The 16,310-nt window shown below is 63.5% G+C and carries 18 protein-coding genes; 12 read left to right on the top strand and 6 right to left on the bottom strand.

What is annotated here, in order from left to right; translation table 11 throughout:
* Positions 1-36: 36 nt before the first annotated feature.
* The 3 genes from ACERHN_RS17050 (at position 37) to ACERHN_RS17040 (ending at position 2,452) form a co-directional block, all read left to right on the top strand.
* The gene (locus ACERHN_RS17050) at positions 37-591 is read left to right on the top strand and encodes a hypothetical protein (protein WP_415920218.1); all 555 of its coding nucleotides are present in this window, start codon (positions 37-39) and stop codon (positions 589-591) included.
* Between the two features lie 76 nt (positions 592-667).
* A complete protein-coding gene (locus ACERHN_RS17045; protein ID WP_415920217.1) occupies positions 668-1,462 on the top strand; it encodes a lytic murein transglycosylase in 795 nt (264 codons plus the stop codon).
* A gap of 498 nt (positions 1,463-1,960) precedes the next feature.
* Positions 1,961-2,452 (top strand): glyoxalase superfamily protein, encoded by a 492-nt coding sequence (locus ACERHN_RS17040; RefSeq protein ID WP_415920216.1) that lies wholly within the window; start codon positions 1,961-1,963, stop codon positions 2,450-2,452.
* On the opposite strand, the gene ACERHN_RS17035 is transcribed toward ACERHN_RS17040, so the two are convergent.
* On the bottom strand, positions 2,449-3,273 hold the full coding sequence (locus tag ACERHN_RS17035; protein WP_415920215.1) for a heme-dependent oxidative N-demethylase family protein: 825 nt from the start codon (positions 3,271-3,273) through the stop codon (positions 2,449-2,451). The genes ACERHN_RS17040 and ACERHN_RS17035 overlap by 4 nt on opposite strands.
* The gene (locus ACERHN_RS17030) at positions 3,233-4,267 is read right to left on the bottom strand and encodes a peptidase S41 (RefSeq protein ID WP_415920214.1); all 1,035 of its coding nucleotides are present in this window, start codon (positions 4,265-4,267) and stop codon (positions 3,233-3,235) included. Before ACERHN_RS17030 ends, ACERHN_RS17035 begins: the two co-directional genes overlap by 41 nt.
* A gap of 90 nt (positions 4,268-4,357) precedes the next feature.
* On the opposite strand from ACERHN_RS17030, the gene dddP reads away from it, so the two are divergent.
* From dddP to ACERHN_RS17015, 3 genes are all read left to right on the top strand, one after another.
* Positions 4,358-5,701 carry a dimethylsulfonioproprionate lyase DddP gene (gene dddP / locus ACERHN_RS17025; protein ID WP_415920213.1) on the top strand — a complete coding sequence of 448 codons (1,344 nt, stop codon included), beginning with the start codon at positions 4,358-4,360 and terminating at the stop codon, positions 5,699-5,701.
* Between the two features lie 97 nt (positions 5,702-5,798).
* Entirely contained in the window at positions 5,799-7,619 is a 1,821-nt protein-coding gene (locus tag ACERHN_RS17020) for a putative bifunctional diguanylate cyclase/phosphodiesterase (protein ID WP_415920212.1), read from the top strand.
* A gap of 99 nt (positions 7,620-7,718) precedes the next feature.
* The gene (locus ACERHN_RS17015; RefSeq protein ID WP_415920211.1) at positions 7,719-8,957 is read left to right on the top strand and encodes an alpha/beta fold hydrolase; all 1,239 of its coding nucleotides are present in this window, start codon (positions 7,719-7,721) and stop codon (positions 8,955-8,957) included.
* A gap of 96 nt (positions 8,958-9,053) precedes the next feature.
* Here the strand turns inward: ACERHN_RS17015 and ACERHN_RS17010 are convergent, their stop codons facing one another.
* Positions 9,054-9,653 (bottom strand): biotin transporter BioY, encoded by a 600-nt coding sequence (locus ACERHN_RS17010; RefSeq protein ID WP_415920210.1) that lies wholly within the window; start codon positions 9,651-9,653, stop codon positions 9,054-9,056.
* Positions 9,654-9,801: 148 nt separating this feature from the next.
* Here ACERHN_RS17010 and ACERHN_RS17005 point away from each other — a divergent pair, with 148 nt between their 5' ends.
* A complete protein-coding gene (locus tag ACERHN_RS17005) occupies positions 9,802-10,056 on the top strand; it encodes a DUF6455 family protein (RefSeq protein WP_415920209.1) in 255 nt (84 codons plus the stop codon).
* Here ACERHN_RS17005 and ACERHN_RS17000 read toward each other — a convergent pair.
* Together ACERHN_RS17000 and ACERHN_RS16995 are read right to left on the bottom strand one after the other, a co-directional pair.
* Complete coding sequence (locus ACERHN_RS17000; protein ID WP_415920208.1) at positions 10,032-10,445, bottom strand: DUF6314 family protein; 414 nt, start codon at positions 10,443-10,445, stop codon at positions 10,032-10,034. The genes ACERHN_RS17005 and ACERHN_RS17000 overlap by 25 nt on opposite strands.
* Positions 10,435-10,767: a hypothetical protein gene (locus ACERHN_RS16995; RefSeq protein WP_415920207.1), complete on the bottom strand. Its 333-nt coding sequence runs from the start codon at positions 10,765-10,767 to the stop codon at positions 10,435-10,437. Before ACERHN_RS16995 ends, ACERHN_RS17000 begins: the two co-directional genes overlap by 11 nt.
* 81 nt (positions 10,768-10,848) lie before the next feature.
* Here ACERHN_RS16995 and purB point away from each other — a divergent pair, with 81 nt between their 5' ends.
* The 5 genes from purB (at position 10,849) to ACERHN_RS16970 (ending at position 15,422) form a co-directional block, all read left to right on the top strand.
* Positions 10,849-12,156 (top strand): adenylosuccinate lyase, encoded by a 1,308-nt coding sequence (purB, locus tag ACERHN_RS16990; protein WP_415920206.1) that lies wholly within the window; start codon positions 10,849-10,851, stop codon positions 12,154-12,156.
* Between the two features lie 179 nt (positions 12,157-12,335).
* On the top strand, positions 12,336-12,500 hold the full coding sequence (locus ACERHN_RS16985) for an adenylosuccinate lyase (protein ID WP_415920205.1): 165 nt from the start codon (positions 12,336-12,338) through the stop codon (positions 12,498-12,500).
* Positions 12,501-12,606: 106 nt separating this feature from the next.
* Positions 12,607-13,203, top strand: a complete 597-nt coding sequence (locus ACERHN_RS16980) for a tetratricopeptide repeat protein (RefSeq protein ID WP_415922758.1) — start codon at positions 12,607-12,609, stop codon at positions 13,201-13,203.
* Between the two features lie 91 nt (positions 13,204-13,294).
* Positions 13,295-14,374 carry a flagellar motor switch protein FliG gene (locus tag ACERHN_RS16975; protein ID WP_415920204.1) on the top strand — a complete coding sequence of 360 codons (1,080 nt, stop codon included), beginning with the start codon at positions 13,295-13,297 and terminating at the stop codon, positions 14,372-14,374.
* A gap of 145 nt (positions 14,375-14,519) precedes the next feature.
* Complete coding sequence (locus tag ACERHN_RS16970; protein ID WP_415920203.1) at positions 14,520-15,422, top strand: lysophospholipid acyltransferase family protein; 903 nt, start codon at positions 14,520-14,522, stop codon at positions 15,420-15,422.
* Positions 15,423-15,531: 109 nt separating this feature from the next.
* On the opposite strand, the gene ACERHN_RS16965 is transcribed toward ACERHN_RS16970, so the two are convergent.
* Complete coding sequence (locus ACERHN_RS16965; RefSeq protein WP_415920202.1) at positions 15,532-16,227, bottom strand: DUF1223 domain-containing protein; 696 nt, start codon at positions 16,225-16,227, stop codon at positions 15,532-15,534.
* Between the last annotated feature and the right edge of the window lie 83 nt (positions 16,228-16,310).

The following is a 16,310-nucleotide window of genomic DNA, read 5'->3' as shown; positions in this document are numbered from 1 at the left end:
CGCTACGCCATATCAGGCACAGCGAAGGATGAGGCCATGTCCGGTACACAAAAGAGTTTTGCGGAACGGATTGCGCAGATCGAAAAGACCAAGGCGCCGGCCCAGGATCTGTCTGACATCACCACGACGCGCAAGAGCTTTCCCAAACCGCCGGCGGGCGGCGGGCAGGCCGTGTCCGGCATGGTCAACCTGCTGGCCGCAGCCGTTTTGATCCCGACCGTGCTCGGCATGGTGCTGCTCTTTGGTGGCGAAGGCGTGCGCGGAGCCTTTGCATCGGTCTTCGTATCCGATTTTGGCGAGGTCAAGACCGCTGATGCCTCTGCCGACACACGCTATGAATGGGACACCAAGGTCACGCCGTTCAATGCCGCGCGGCTTGGGATGAAGCGTATGAATGCCTTTGCCCAAGATGAGGCGGAATGGGAAATGCAGGCGCTCATCCGCCGCGCAAATGACCTCGGACAGCCATTCCTGGCCAAGGAGATCAAACGCGAGATGGCAGCCTGTGGCACGCTGAAATGCCGTGCGCAGCTGCAATCCGACTACGAGGCCAAACTGGCGCAACTGCGCCGCGCCACCCCCAACTGGTAGCGCGCCGCATTTGTCTTTGCCTACCGGCGGCGCAATCCGCTACGCTCGTCCCAATGTAATGCAGTGGAGCACGGGTATGCTGAGGAATTTTGCAACGGGTCTGGTCATGTCACTGGCGCTGGCGGGGGCCGCGCAGGCGTCATGCGGCAACACGGGCGCCGGTTTCGACGCCTGGAAGGCCGGGTTCGCCAAGGAGGCCAAGCGCGCAGGCGTCAAGAGCTCCGGGCTGCAAGCGCTGCAAAACGCAACCTACGCCACCCGCACCATCGCCGCCGACCGCAACCAGAAGAGCTTTCGCTATTCGCTGGACAAGTTCATGCAGGTGCGCGGCGCAGACACGATCGTGGCGCAGGGCCGCAAGCGCAAGGCGCGGAACCCCGACTACTTCGCAGCGCTCGAGCGGCAATACGGCGTGCCCGCGGGGGTTTTGATTGCGATCCACGGTATGGAAACGGCGTTCGGCAACTTCATGGGCGACAGCGCCGTGGTCTCGGCCATCGTCACGCTGACCTATGATTGCCGCCGCTCGGACTTCTTCAAGCCACACGCCATCGGCGCGCTGAAACTGGTGGATCAGGGTTCGATCACCGGATCGACCAAGGGCGCCAAACATGGCGAGCTGGGCCATACCCAGTTCTTGCCGGGCAACGCGTTGACCTACGGTGTGGATGGCAATGGCGATGGGCGCGTGGATCTCTACAACCAGACGGATGCGCTGGCCTCCACGGCCAATTTCCTGCGCAAGAAGGGCTGGAAACCGGGCAAGGGCTATCAGGAAGGTCAGCCCAATTTCCAGGTGATCAAACAGTGGAATGCAGCGACCGTCTATCAGCAATCCATCGCCATCATGGGCGCGCGCATCGACGGCTAGGATGTTCCGCCCCTGACATCAAACAGGACCCGCTGCGCCGCCGGGCCCTGCCGGACCGGCTCTGCCCTGCCCGGATGCCGCGCCGAGCGTATCGTTCCGCGCGGCACTTCTGGCAACAACATCCACCTGACCAAAGGTACGCTCTGCTTTGAGAATCGCTGCGACACGCACCGCGACCGCCTTCTCGGCTGGTACGCCAACCAAATCACACGGCAACATCAAGACTGGCGCGGCACGATCAAAGTGGTCCAACCTCCGCGACACCCACGCCCTCAACGCCCCATACAGGCGCGGCCCGGACCAGTACCTGCACACCCCGCACCTTCATCAACGCAAAACGCATCCCCGTCTCTGTTCCAGAAAATCCCCCCCGGAGGGCCGGGTTGCCATAGCGCAAAACTCCGCCTAAAAGGCGCGCAGGGTTCAGGCCCCTGCCCTCCGCACCTTTGGTGAAGTCCTGAGACATATCCTTCCTTTTCAAGGTCGCCCCTCAAGGCAATGCGGAGCCCTCAAGAGATCATCGCGACCGATGATACGGAGACGGATATGGATATCCCCCTTCCTTCCCGCGATGCGCTCAAGGCACAGGCCAGGCGCATGCGCACATCACTTCTGGCGGCCGGGCGGCCCTGCACCCATGCGCAGGCGCTCGAGGCCGTGGCGCACCAATGGGGTGCGCGCGACTGGAACACGCTCAGCGCCCGCGCGCGCGATCATGGCCAACCGGCATACCGCCCCGGCCAACGGGTCGCCGGGCGCTATCTCGGGCACCGCTTTGCGGGCCGCATCAAGGCCGCGCGCACAATGGCTCAGGGCTACTACGCGCTGACCTTGCGGTTTGATCATCCCGTGGACGTGGTCACATCCACGCACTTCTCTTGCCTGCGTCAGCAGGTCAATTGCGTGGTCAGCCCAGCGGGGCGTAGCCCGCGGGCCACGTCCAACGGGCAGCCCCATGTGGTGATCTTCGATGCGTGGTCCGGCGGCTAAGCCAGCGGCGGCACGTCCCCACGCGCCAACACAAGCGTGTGGATGGCAAACACCACCGCACGGCTCTGCGGCAGGCGCACCAGCGTCTGCCGCTCGGTCCGGTAAAAGGGGCCGTCCCGCGACCCCGCGCCCACCCGGCGCGGTTCGGTGCGAGAACGGGGCTGGTACAATTCCGGATCCTGATACCAAAGCTGATTGAACCGCCAGAGCGGTCGCCCGACCTGGATCCCGTCAAAGAGCCGCTGCACCCGTCGCGCGACATCGTCGTCATACTCGTCCACCGGCACGTGGATACCCGTCAAAGGCCGCCCCGCCTTTTCCAACAGCCGCCACGAGGCGGGAAAACACAGCACCGCACCCGTCAGCACATGTTCGGCCCTACGCTGCTCCATCAGCACAAAATCGTTCTGACACAGCCGGCCCAATGTGGCCATCGGCGCATCGGGGTCCAAATCCACCCCGCGCCCGTCAGGGCACTGCACGCGGTCCCCGGCCACCTCAAACCCAAGCGACGGCAGCAGCGCCACCACATGCTCCAGCAGTTCCAGTGCCGCAGGCCGCGCCTCCGGCTCAAGATAGAGGACCTCCCCCGCGTGATCGCGCATCACCTCCAGCCGCCGCTGCATCTGCGCGGCATAGGCTTCGTCGACGCGCAACCACGGCCCGCGCTCCGGCTGAATACCCGGCAAAGAACGGGCCGCGCGCATGTCATCCGGCAGATGGGTGTGCAGCACAGCGGTCATGGCATGGATGTGCCACAGCGCACGCACCACCGCCAGATCATCCCAGAACCCACGCCCGCGCAGCCGCGCCGTCGTCACAGGGCGATATGTTCAGCGGACCCGTCGCCACCATATGCTGTCGGATCTCGGGCGGGGTGGTGTCGTCTGGCTGGCCGGTTTCCCAGTCATGCCACGCGCTCGACCAGCGTAGATGCGCGCCGGTGTCGGGCAAAAGCGCCGTATCGCCCTCGGCCCAGAACCGCAGCCCGTCGCCCATCTCTTCCCCGAACAGACGCGCGCCAAGGTGATGTTGCAACAGCACCGCCGCCACGATGGCGGCCGAAAAGGTGAACCGATCCACAAGGACCGCACAGCGCCCGCCGCGCCACCCGGCCTTGAGCGCATCCATCAGGGGCAGAATGCGGGTAAAATCCCCGCCCGTATTGCCCCGCAGATCGAACAGCAGAGGCGCATCGGTGCGCGTCATGACCGTCTCGAGCACGTCATCGGGCCAGGGGATATCGAAGCGCGCCGCGCGGATACTCCAGATCGGATCGTCCCACGTGGCCGTCACCGGGTCCATCGCCGCCCCCGCTGCCGGATCCGCCATGCCGGTGTCGGACGACGGATAAAGCGGGGGCGCAGGCACGGTGTCATCCGGCCCAAACGCCCATATGCCGGCCTCTGTCTCATACCGCACCCGGTCGGCGCCAAGTGCGGCGGGCCAGGCCAGAAGGATCGCGCCAATCACGGATTGGCGCCCCGCCGTACCCCCCAGAAACGGGCGAAACCGGTCCAGCCAATCGGCAACCGGCACATCATTCACCTTGTGCAGCGGGATCACCTGATCGCCCTGAACGATGCCAAAACCGGCCCCCCGCGCAACGATGCGCACCGGCCAGACCTTGATGGCGGCGTTCGGGATCACCCGGCTGTGCCCATTGCCCGCCTGCGCCACACAGCGCATCATCGACAACAGGAAATCATCAGCCGTCTGCGCCTCGCCCGGCGCCTCCGGCAGGTGCAACCCGGCACAGGCCGGATCTCTGAGCAATGCGGCCTGCACCACGTCTCGGTCCGTCTCAAACGCCATGACCCCTCCAGAAAACGACGCGCTCCGAGGTCGCATTTCGGCAACACCGCGCGTCGCTGCCTTGCCAGTCTACGTCCAAGGGAGGCCAACATGAACCAGCATTACCGCGACACCCGCAAGATTGATCCCAACCGGGGCACCACGTTGCCCGACGGCACCCCCAATGATTGCGACCGGATCGAGATTGGCCCGCCGCTGGAAACCCAGCGGGCGTGGCAGGCGGCGGGGCTGACCTTGCCCAATCTCGCGGCGATGCGTGAACACCGGTGGCGGCGGCTGACGCAGCATATCGTAGACCGCGACTATGCCGGGCTTTTGGTGTTTGACCCGCTCAACATCCGCTACGCCACCGACAGCACGAATATGCAGCTGTGGAACACGCACAACCCGTTTCGCGCCGTGCTGGTCTGTGCGGATGGGCACATGGTGATCTGGGATTACAAGAACGCGCCGTTTCTCAGCTCCTTCAACCCGCTGGTGCGCGAGGTCCGCTCGGGCGCGGACCTGTTCTATTTCGACCGGGGCGACAAGGTGGACGTGGCGGCGGATGTCTTTGCCAACGAGGTCCGCGTGCTGCTCGAGGAACACGCGCCGGGGTTGAAACGCCTGGCCGTCGACAAGCCGATGGTGCACGGATTGCGCGCGCTTGAGGCGCAGGGGCTGACGGTCATGGACGGTGAGGAAGTCACCGAAAAGTCCCGCTCTGTCAAAGGACCGGATGAGATCCTGGCCATGCGCTGCGCCGTGCATGCTTGTGAGGCGGCGGTGCAGGGCATGGAGGATTTCGCCCGTGCCAATGTCGGCGACGGCACCACGTGCGAGGATGACGTCTGGGCCGTGCTGCACGCCGAAAACATCAGGCGCGGCGGAGAATGGATCGAAACCCGCCTGCTCAGCTCCGGCCCCCGCACCAACCCGTGGTTTCAGGAATGCGGCCCCCGCGTGTGCCAGCGCAACGAGATCATCTCTTTCGACACCGACCTTGTGGGCAGCTATGGCATCTGTGTCGATATCTCGCGCAGCTGGTGGATCGGCGATGAAAAGCCGCGCCCCGACATGGTTTATGCGATGCAACACGCGCATGAGCACATCATGCAGAACATGGAGATGATCAAACCCGGTGTGACCATCCCGGAACTGACCGCAAACACCCATGTTCTGGACGACAGGTTTCAGGCGCAGAAATACGGCTGCCTGATGCACGGGGTGGGTTTGTGTGATGAATGGCCGCTTGTGGCCTACCCGGACAAGGCAGTGCCGGGCGCGTTCGACTATGCGCTGGAGCCGGGCATGGTCCTGTGTGTCGAGGCGGCCGTGGGTGAGGTCGGCGGCGATTTCACCATCAAGCTGGAGGATCAGGTGCTGGTGACAGAAGACGGGTTTGAAAACCTGATCACCTACCCGTTCGATCCCGCATTGATGGGGCAGGCCTGAGCGCGGAAAAGTCTGCGGTATTTGTGTAAAACCCGAAACCTAAACCATTCATTTTCCGTCTCGCCGTAGCGTTCAACCCATCTTTCGGAGGGTGCCCATGGACGCGCGAATCGCGATTTACATAGTGCTGGCGTCGGCCGTGGCCGGGCTTCTGGCCTATGCGCTGCGCCAGATCCACAATTACCAGCGCGCGGCCCGCACCTTTCGGGCCATTTCCGAAAACGCGAGCGATGGGCTTGTGTTGATGAGCGAAGACGGGACCGTGGTGTGGGTCAACGATGCCTATTGCACGAATATGCGGCGCGCCCCGGAAGAGATGATTGGCCGGTCCGCATTCGAATTCGCATTGCCCCCGGAAGAGGCGATGCCGCCCGAAGAGATTGCCGCATTCCGCTTTGATCCCTCCGATGCGCGGTTCAGCACATTGACGCAGCGGATCAACATGCGCGGGGACGGCACCCGGTTCATGCATGAATTCAGCCATGCCGTGGTCCAGGACGGCGCCAACACACGCTACCTGCTTGCCGGGCGCGACATCAGCGACCGGTTGAAGCGCGAAAACGCGCTGCTTGCGGCGCAAGAGAACCTCGAAAAACTGGCCAATGAGGACGCGTTGACGGGGCTTGAGAACCGCGCCAGCCTCTGGGCCGCGCTTGAGGCGTTGATGGCGCGCGGCGAACCCTTTGCCGTGTTGCAGATCGACATGAACGATTTCAAGGCGATCAACGACACCTATGGGCATGCCGCGGGCGATCACATCCTGATCCATTTCGCCGATGTGCTGCGCAAGATGGCGGGTGATGACTGGACACTGGCGCGGGTCGGCGGGGATGAATTCACCTTGTTGATCCCGGGCATCGCCGATCTGGACAAGGCTCTGGCCATCGGCAAATGCCTGCGCGCCGAGGCGCGCGAGCCCATGACCTGGCAATCCGGGGAAATCCAGACTTCGATTTCCGTGGGCGCGGTCCTCGCCCCCGCAGGCGTGTCCGAGGCGGACGAGATCCTGAACCGCGGAGACGTGGCGCTTTATTCCGCGAAACAGAAGAAACCGGAGCGGATTGCCGGCTATGACACTGCGCTGCACCGCGCCTTTGTCGAACAGCAGCAGATGCAGCGCGAGGTGGCGCGGGCTATCGAACGTTCGGAATTCACGTTTCATTTTCAACCCATCGTGGACACCTATGCGCATCAGGTCGTGCGTCTTGAGATGCTTGCGCGGTGGGAACATGCGTCCATGGGCATGATCTCTCCGGCGGTGTTTCTGCCGCATGTGGAGCGGCTGGGTCTGATTTCGGAACTGGACTTCCTCGTGATCGAACACGCGGTGCAATCGCTGAGCGTGCTTGATGACGCAGGGCTGAGCGATGTGGGCATTTCGATCAACCTGTCGACCTCCGCCCTGCGCAATGCCACCATCCCGGATGAGCTGATCACCCGCACCGCCGAGGCATCGTTCATGCCATCGCGCCTGTCGATCGAGGTGCTGGAAACCACGGTCGTTACACTTGCCTCCAACGACGCCGTCGCGCGCCAGCTTGAGCGCTTGCGCGAGGCGGGCTTTACCATGCTGCTGGATGATTTCGGGATCGGGCATGCGGGGCTGGCCCATCTGGCGTCGCTTGCGGTGCACGGGATCAAGATTGACCGCCAGCTGACATCCGCCGTGGACCGGGACGAAAAGGCGCATCACGTGGTGATGGCCACAATCGATCTGGCCAGCAAGCTGGGGGTGGATGTGATCGCCGAAGGGGCCGAAACCCATGAACAGATTGAAACGATCATGGCCGCGGGCGGGCGCTGCTTTCAGGGCTACGGTATTGCCCGGCCCATGCCGCTGAAGGACGCGATTGGCTGGATAAATGGCACATGGGACAGCTGGCAGGTCACGGGGCCGAACAGCAAAATGGCCGGGTAAGCGCTTGCTGCAAACAACACCTCCGCGTGAGGGCACATTACATCCCCTTCCCTAGGCGCGGCGAAACCCCCATCCTGTAGCGCAACAGGAGACCAGACAATGCCGACTGAACGTATCACCTTTCCCGGCCATGCAGGCACGCTTGATGCACGCCTCGACCTGCCCGAGGGCCCGCACCTCGCCACTGCGGTGTTTGCCCACTGCTTTACCTGTGGCAAGGATATCCCGGCGGCCCGCCGGATCGCTGCCCGTCTGACGACGATGGGCATCGCGGTGCTGCGGTTCGACTTTACCGGGCTGGGCCACAGCGCCGGCGAGTTCTCCAACACCAGCTTCACCTCCAATGTGCAGGACCTCGAACAGGCGGTTGCCTATCTCAACAGCCGCGACATGGCGCCCAGCCTGCTGATCGGCCATTCGCTCGGCGGGGCCGCCGTTCTCAAGGCCACCGCTGGCCTCGACCAGATCAAGGCGGTTGCCACGCTCGGCGCGCCTTTTGATCCCGGCCACGTCACCCACAACTTTGCCGACGCCCTGCCCGAAATCGCGGAAAAGGGCGAAGCAGAGGTGTCTCTGGGCGGGCGTCCCTTCCGGATCGGCAAAACCTTTGTCGATGACGTCGCCGAAGAGCACCTGCAACCCGCCATCGCCCGGCTGAATGCGGCCCTGCTGGTCCTGCACGCCCCGCGCGACAGCATCGTCAGCATCGACAACGCCAGCAACATCTTCCTGGCCGCCAAACACCCCAAGAGCTTTGTCACCCTCGACGACGCCGACCACCTGATCACCAGCGGCGAACACGCGGAATATGCCGCGGACATCGTCGCCACATGGGCCAAGAAATACCTCTCGCTCAAGCCGCCCGCCCCGCCCATCGGTGCCCCCGAAGGCATCGTGCGCAGCGCCGAAGCGGACCCCAAAGGCTTTCTGCAGGATATCACCCACGGCACCCGCCACCACATCCTCGCGGATGAACCGCGCGCCTATGGCGGCACGAACAAGGGCCTGTCGCCCTACGGTCTGGTCAGTGCCGGCCTCGCCGCCTGCACCTCCATGACCATCCGGATGTATGCCCGTCGCAAGGACTGGCCGCTGGATCACGTATCGGTGGACGTGAACCACAACAAGGTGCACGCGCAGGACGCGGATGCCGGCATCGGCGACAAGGTCGACGAATGGAAACGCAAGATCACGCTGACCGGCGCGCTTGATGACGCGCAACGGGCACGGCTGTTGGAAATTGCGGACAAATGCCCCGTGCACCGCACGCTGGAACGCAGCGCGACGGTCATCACCGAACTGGCACCGGCGCACACGTCCGAGCTTGAAACCACCTGACCCCCGAAGGGCTCAGATCGCAACCCGTCCCCAGAATGAAGTAAGGCGCGGGCCCCGCCAGGGGTCCGCGCCTTTCCGTTGGATCAGGATGTCGGATCAGCCGCGCGCGCGGCCCACCAGTGCCCAGGCTGCAGGCAGCACAATCGCCGCCAGCGCCAGCTTGATCGCATCGCCCACAAGGAACGGCGTCAGACCCCATTCAAGGATCGGCTTGTCCCAACCATAAAGCTGACCCAGCCACAGAAGGCCCGGCACATAAATCAGCACGTTGCCGATCAGCATCGCCAGCGCCATCCACAGCACCGACCGGTCCCAGCCGCGCTGCGCCAGCGCACCAAGCGCCACAGTGGCCAGCACATAGCCCACAAGGTAACCGCCCGTGCCGCCCATCATGTAGGTGAGGCCAAATTTCTCCGCCGACGACCCGGCAAACACGTCAAACCCGAGGGCGCCCACGATCATGTAACCGAGGATCGTCACCAGGCCCAGACGGGCGCCATAGGCCGCCCCGATGGTCAGCACCGCAAAGGTGCCCATGGTGATCGGCACGGGCCACATCGGCACTTTGATTTTCGCCGCAATCGCCAGCGCAACCACGCCCAGCGCCACCAGCGCCACTTGCTTGACGCGCAGCGCGGTCCCCGCATCTGAGCCAAAGACATCGCTCAGCACTTTGTTATTCCACGTGTTTTCCATGATTGGCCCTCACCGATCTGTCGTTTTCTTGCGCGTCTTGTGCCAAGCTGCCTGCATTTCTGCAAGTGCGAAAGGCCCTTGATGCATGTCAAGGACACCCACGATGCGCCGCATTACACCAACCAGATCGCTAAATCAGGAGCCCCCTATGTGCCCCACACGCCGCTTGGGCCAGGCCGCCGCCCGCGTCTCCGGGATGATGACGCGGCTCAACAAGACATCTCCTGGCCCACAGGCCACCGCACCCCACGCCTTGCGTCTGCGCGCCATGATCCTGCGCTGTGCCGCCTGTCCGGGCCGGGACGCGTGCGCGGCGTTGCAGGCCCTGTCTGTCACCTGCCCCGCCGCTCCGGCGTTCTGCCCCAATCGCCGCGCGTTTCAGGCACTGCCCGACCGGTCATAGCGGGACACCATGCGGTAATCCTTGCGCGGTCCCCGCACCCGCCATTCCACCGAAAATCCGGGCCACTCGCCAAAATCATACCGCCCGTCGTACTGATCCGGATCGCACCAATGCGCCGTCACCCCCCCTTGCGCCGGCACATGGTGGAAAAACCGCCCGTCGTCGAAGTACACAGCCAGATCCGCGTCCCAGCGATACCGCCGCTCGGCGCTCATTCCCGACCCCGCCCCCAGACGCAACAGGCCCCGCTCCACATAGGCCAACCCGCCCGCGTCCGGGACAAACTGCGCCGTGCCGTCAAACCGCCCCACCGTGCCATCCGCATGGAAAATGTCCCGGCGCAGCGTCCAATCGCCCTCAAAATCCGCAAGGCTGCGCTCACTCGGCATAGACACCTTCCGTGATGTCATCGCCGGTCCCGATGAACCGCACCCGGTTGCCCGAGACTGCAACCCCGTAACAGGCCCACAGGTCCGAGGGCGGCCATTGGCTGCAATACTGGTCGCCCTCGACCCGCCAATATCCCCAGCTGTCCCGCCCGCCAAAGACATAAAGCGTGCGCCCCGATGCGCGAAAATCCTGCCGCGCGTTTTCATAGATGATGTCCCGCCCTTCCAGCGCCGCACGGATCTCCGCACCTTCCAACGTCACCCATGTCCCGGCCTGCGCAGGCGCACACAGGGCAACCATCATCAGGGCAAAGCGTCTCATCCACCGGCCTTCATCTTGTCGTTCGTCAGCCCGCAGTCTATGGCAGCGCAGCAACGTCCGACAGTCACAAAAAGGTGCCCCATGATCCCCCGCTATTCTCGCCCCGACATGGTCGCCATCTGGGAACCTGCCACGAAATTCCGCATCTGGTTCGAGATCGAGGCACATGCCTGCGACGCCATGGCGGATCTGGGCGTGATCCCCCGCGAAAACGCCGACGCCGTGTGGAAGGCTAGGGATGTGGAATTCGACGTGGCCCGCATCGACGAGATCGAGGCCGTGACCAAACACGACGTGATCGCCTTTCTCACCCACCTCGCCGAACATGTCGGCAGCGAAGAGGCGCGTTTCGTTCATCAGGGCATGACCAGCTCGGATGTGCTCGACACCTGTTTCAACGTCCAGCTCACCCGCGCCGCCGATCTGCTGATTGCCGATCTCGAAGGCCTGCTTGCCGCGCTCAAGAAACGCGCGCTGGAACACAAGGATACCCTGCGCGTTGGCCGCTCCCACGGCATCCACGCCGAACCCACCACCATGGGCCTGACCTTTGCGCGCTTTTTCGCGGAAATGGACCGCAACCTCACCCGCATGCGCGACGCCCGGGCCGAGATTGCGACCGGTGCAATCTCCGGCGCGGTGGGCACATTCGCCAATATTGATCCGGCGGTCGAAGACCATGTCTGCGACAAGCTGGGTCTGGTGCCCGAACCGATCAGCACGCAAGTCATCCCCCGCGACCGCCACGCCGCCTTCTTTGCAACCCTTGGCGTGATCGCCAGCAGCATCGAAAACATCGCCGTGGAAATCCGCCACATGCAGCGCACCGAAGTGCTGGAAGGGGCCGAATTCTTCTCGATGGGGCAAAAAGGCTCGTCGGCCATGCCGCACAAGAAAAACCCGGTGCTTACGGAAAACCTGACCGGGCTCGCCCGAATGGTCCGCTCCGCCGTGATCCCCGCCATGGAAAACGTGGCCCTCTGGCACGAACGTGATATCTCGCATTCCTCCGTGGAACGCATGATCGGCCCCGATGCCACGATCACGCTCGACTTCGCGCTCGCGCGCCTGACGGGTGTGATCGACAAGATGCTGATTTTCCCCGACAACATGCTCGACAACATGAACAAATTCCCGGGCCTCGTGATGTCACAACGGGTGCTCCTGGCCCTGACCCAGGCCGGTGTCAGCCGCGAAGACGCCTATGCCATGGTCCAGCGCAACGCGCTCAAGGTCTGGGAAGAGCGCACCGATTTCAAAGCCGAATTGCTGGCGGATGCGGATGTGGTCGCAGCCCTCGGCACCGACGCGATCGAGGAAAAATTCGACATGGGCTATCACACCAAACACGTGGACACGATCTTTGCCCGCGTCTTTGGCGACACCTGATCGTTTCTTCTGGCTGAAAATACCACGGGGGGGGCGCGGCACGCGCGGGGGCAGCGCCCCCTCCTGCGCCCGCAAACCGCGCAGATCGGTCCACACTCTGCGCGCAGCCCTTGTTTTCCTTTGGTCGCGGGCGGGTTTTGCCCTACCCTTACGTCACCTGAACACGAAGGAGACGAAAGATGAAGACCAAGACCCTCGCCGTCGCGCTGGCCCTCACCCTCGCCCCCACGCTCGGCTTTGCTGCGGGCTGCAATTACGGCAAGCACGAACAGCAGGCGATGTCCTGCGCGCCCGGCACAACCTTTGATGCCGCCACAAACACATGCGTTGCCACAACCGGCTGATCGGCCCTGTAACAATTGTGGTGGTTTCGTGATCGCATAAAGCACCTGCGTTTGGGGTTACCAACGTACATATCCCAAACGCATCCCAATTCGGAGTTTCAAAATGCTGCGTGCCCTGATCCTGACCACCGCCCTGGCGCTGCCCACTCTTGCCCCGACCATCACGTTGGCCAAGGATGATGACAAACCGCCGGCCAAGACCGAAACCACCAAGAACTGCTTTCAGGCCCGCCAGTGGGATCCCGACATCGGCAAGTGGGTGAAATTCTCGCAGCCTGTGAATGGCGTGTATGATGCCAGTATCAAGAAATGCGTCCGCCCCGACCGCACCGGCTATATGGACAGCGACACGCTCTACAAGGCCGTGCGCGAACTGGCCTATGCGGGCCGCTATCAGGATGCGATCAAGGTCCTCGATGAGATGCCGGAACAGCTCAGCGACCGCGTGCTGACCTATCGCGGCTTTACCGCGCGCAAACTTGGTCGTGCGGAACTGGCCAACGCCTATTACACCCAGGCGATCGAGATCAATCCCGACAACATTCTGGCGCGCTCCTATATGGGCCAGGGGTTTGTGACCGCGGGTGACAAGGTCGCGGCCCTCGAACAGCTGCGCGAAATCCAGAACCGCGGCGGTGCAGGCACCTGGTCCGAAGTGTCCCTGCGCAACGCGATCCAGACCGGCACAACCTACAACTACTGAATGCGGTAAAATGCGAAGGTGAGAGGCACGCAATTGAGTGTTTCTCAACCTTTGCCTGCCAGAACCGGACCAAAGAGGTTCGAGGCAGCGCATGACAAACCTACTCCCCGCTCCCGCCGCCCAAGCATCCCTGCTTCCGGGCGGTGGTCCTTTGATCCGCAATGGCAAGCTCAGCCGCAAGGCCAAGGCGGCCATCGTGGTGCGCCTGTTGATCAACGAGGGCGCCGATATCCCGCTTGAGGATCTGCCCGAGGAATTGCAGGCCCAATTGACCAAGGCGATGGGCCAGATGCGGACCGTCGACCGCGAAACGTTGCAGGACGTCGTGGCCGAATTCGCCGAAGAGGTGGAGCGGATCGGCCTGACCTTTTCCAACGGCATGGCGGGCGCGCTCGATGCGCTGGATGGTAAGATCAGCCCGCAAACCGCCGCGCGCCTGCGCAAGGAGGCGGGCGTGCGCGAGGCGGGCGATCCCTGGAAACGCCTGCGCGACATGGACAACGACCTTCTGGTGACCGTCCTCGAAGAGGAAAGCATCGAGGTCGCCGCCGTGATGCTGTCGAAACTCGACGTGAAAAAGGCCGCCGAACTCCTGGGCATGTTGCCCGGACCCCGCGCGCGCCAGATCACCTATGCCGTGTCGCAGACCGGGGCCGTGACCCCGGATGCGGTGGACCGGATCGGGCTGTCCCTCGCAAGCCAGCTGGGCGCGCGCCCCATCCGTGCCTTTGACGACGGGCCGGTGGAACGGGTGGGTGCGATCCTGAATTCATCCAAGGCCACGACGCGGGACGACGTGCTCGCCGGGCTTGATGAAAAGGACGAAGGGTTCGCCAACGCGGTGCGCAAGGCCATCTTTACCTTTGCCAACATCCCCGCCCGCATCGCGGCCCGCGACATCCCCCGCATCCTGCGCGACATTGATCAGGAGGCGCTGGTCACGGCGCTCGCCGGTGCACCCTCGCTCGAGATGGACGCGGCTGCGGAATATATTCTCGCCAATATGTCCGCGCGCATGGCCGATCAGCTGCGCGAAGAAGTGGCCGAAGCTGGCACACCCAAGGCCAAGGACATCGAAGAGGCGATGGGCGCCGTTGTCGCCACCATCCGCGACATGGAAGCGCGCGGCGAGCTGATGCTGGTTGTCGAGGAAGAAGAAGAGGACGCCTGACCCCGCGCCATGCTTGATGGCGCCGGGCTGCAACGTTGCGGCACGGATCCTGCGCGGCCCCCGCCCTCTGACTTGTGCCGCCGCAAACGGGCATTTATGTCTGGACCACGCCGGGATCCTGCCCGTCCGAAGCCCGAGCCTCCAGATGCGCCGAGATCCTGCCGAACTGCCCTTTGCCACACGACTGATGTACCGGGTCACCAATGCTGTGGCCACGGGGCTCATCACGCTGGGCCTTGCGTTGCCTTACGCGATGCGTGTGCGGTTCATGGGCTGGGCCATGGCGCGGCTTGTGGCACCCGTGGCGGGATATGTACGGCGCGCCCGCGCACATGTCGATTACGTGCTGCCCCACCTGCCCGAGGCGGAAAAGGACCGCATCGCCCGCGCCAGCCTCAACAATGCCGGGCGCACGCTGATCGAAAACTACTCGACCCGCGCCTTTCTCGCCCGTTTGGCAAAAACCGACATCACTGGCCCCGGCTTTGACGCCATGCAACAGGCCGCAGGCGAAGGCCGCCCCGTCATCCTCGTCACCGGCCATTTCGGCAATTACGAAGCGGTGCGGGCGGCGCTGGTGTCACGCGGGTTCGCCGTTGGCGGCCTCTACCGCGAGATGAAGAACCCGTATTTCAACGACCATTACGTGCGCACGATGCAGTCCTTCGGCGGCCCCGTCTTTCCGCAGGGTCGTCGCGGCACCGCCGGGTTCGTGCGGCATCTCAAGGGCGGCGGTCAGCTGGTTTTGCTGTTTGATCAGCACGCCCAAGGGCAACCCGCGCTCCAGTTTTTGGGGCATGATGCCCAAACCGCGATCTCTGCCGCTGAACTGGCCTTGCGCTACGACGCGCTTCTGATCCCGTTTTACGGAACCCGCGCGCCCGACGGGCTCAGCTTTGACTGCGAGATGGAGGCACCGATTCCGCACAGCGATCCGCTGGCGATGACGCAGGCGATGAATGACAGTTTGTCGGCCCGCATCCGGGCCAATCCTGAACAATGGTTCTGGGTTGCGCGACGCTGGCGGTCGGACGCCGACCTGCGCTAGAGCAAACCGCAAACATCCTGCAACATCATGTATCACGTAACCCGTTGAAATCTTTGATTTTGGGCAGGATTGCGCGATTCAGGTCTTTGTATTTCTGCTTTGGGCCGCGTCAACGCAGCTGCGCCGCCGCCTCGATCGGCCCATGCGGACCCATCTGGATCAGCACCACAACCGGCTTGTCGCCCGGCGCATCCGCCGTAAGATCCAGGGCCACGGTGCCGTCCCACTGGGTCAGGATTTTCCAGCCTTCGGACACGTTGGCATAGGTCAGCGTGTGCCCCGCATTCTCGCCCCGCGTGATCCGCGCCTCGCGCGCGGGTGTGTAGCGGACCATTTGGACGATATAGGGTGCGCTCGCATCTGTAGCGGTGGCCTGGATTCGGACACGGTCCCCGTCGCGCGTGACATTCAGGTCAACCGGTGACGGCTGTTTGAGGTGATCCGCGATGACCTTGGACAGCTCCATGGGCCGCGCACCGACAATATCCGTTTCGCCGTTGATGATCATCTGGGGCGTGTAGACGGACCGCCGCCCCGCCTCGATCGCATAGCCCCGCTGCCGCTTGGCATAGGCGGGATCCGCGAATTCGTCTTTCCAGCCGATATAGTCCCAGTAATCCACATGCAGCGCCAGCGCGATCACGTCGTCCCGCTCTGCCAGATCATGCAATAGCGCATCCGCCGGTGGGCAGGACGAACAGCCTTGCGACGTGAACAGCTCCACGACAACGGGGGACTGCGCAACGGCAACAGTCGACGTCAGTGCCGTCACGGCGGCAAAGGCCAAAGGGATCAGGTTTTTCATCTCAGGGCACATATCATTTTTGGGGACGCCATCTTTGTGACGCTCTCCTCACCTAAGAGACGTCAGTGCGTTTGACCAATCAA

The sequence above is a fragment of the Tateyamaria rhodophyticola genome (genome assembly GCF_047777875.1).
GTDB lineage: Bacteria > Pseudomonadota > Alphaproteobacteria > Rhodobacterales > Rhodobacteraceae > Tateyamaria.
The sequence above is the reverse complement of the archived record's forward strand: the minus strand, read 5'-3'. Positions and strand labels throughout refer to the sequence as shown.

Coding starts and splice junctions, on each gene's coding strand:
- ACERHN_RS17050 (WP_415920218.1), top strand. CDS start 37: ATGTCCGGTACACAAAAGAGTTTTGCGGAACGGATTGCGCAGATCGAA.
- ACERHN_RS17045 (WP_415920217.1), top strand. CDS start 668: ATGCTGAGGAATTTTGCAACGGGTCTGGTCATGTCACTGGCGCTGGCG.
- ACERHN_RS17040 (WP_415920216.1), top strand. CDS start 1,961: ATGCGGAGCCCTCAAGAGATCATCGCGACCGATGATACGGAGACGGAT.
- ACERHN_RS17030 (WP_415920214.1), bottom strand. CDS start 4,267: ATGGCGTTTGAGACGGACCGAGACGTGGTGCAGGCCGCATTGCTCAGA.
- dddP (WP_415920213.1), top strand. CDS start 4,358: ATGAACCAGCATTACCGCGACACCCGCAAGATTGATCCCAACCGGGGC.
- ACERHN_RS17020 (WP_415920212.1), top strand. CDS start 5,799: ATGGACGCGCGAATCGCGATTTACATAGTGCTGGCGTCGGCCGTGGCC.
- ACERHN_RS17015 (WP_415920211.1), top strand. CDS start 7,719: ATGCCGACTGAACGTATCACCTTTCCCGGCCATGCAGGCACGCTTGAT.
- ACERHN_RS17010 (WP_415920210.1), bottom strand. CDS start 9,653: ATGGAAAACACGTGGAATAACAAAGTGCTGAGCGATGTCTTTGGCTCA.
- ACERHN_RS17005 (WP_415920209.1), top strand. CDS start 9,802: ATGTGCCCCACACGCCGCTTGGGCCAGGCCGCCGCCCGCGTCTCCGGG.
- ACERHN_RS17000 (WP_415920208.1), bottom strand. CDS start 10,445: ATGCCGAGTGAGCGCAGCCTTGCGGATTTTGAGGGCGATTGGACGCTG.
- ACERHN_RS16995 (WP_415920207.1), bottom strand. CDS start 10,767: ATGAGACGCTTTGCCCTGATGATGGTTGCCCTGTGTGCGCCTGCGCAG.
- purB (WP_415920206.1), top strand. CDS start 10,849: ATGATCCCCCGCTATTCTCGCCCCGACATGGTCGCCATCTGGGAACCT.
- ACERHN_RS16985 (WP_415920205.1), top strand. CDS start 12,336: ATGAAGACCAAGACCCTCGCCGTCGCGCTGGCCCTCACCCTCGCCCCC.
- ACERHN_RS16975 (WP_415920204.1), top strand. CDS start 13,295: ATGACAAACCTACTCCCCGCTCCCGCCGCCCAAGCATCCCTGCTTCCG.
- ACERHN_RS16970 (WP_415920203.1), top strand. CDS start 14,520: ATGCGCCGAGATCCTGCCGAACTGCCCTTTGCCACACGACTGATGTAC.
- ACERHN_RS16965 (WP_415920202.1), bottom strand. CDS start 16,227: ATGAAAAACCTGATCCCTTTGGCCTTTGCCGCCGTGACGGCACTGACG.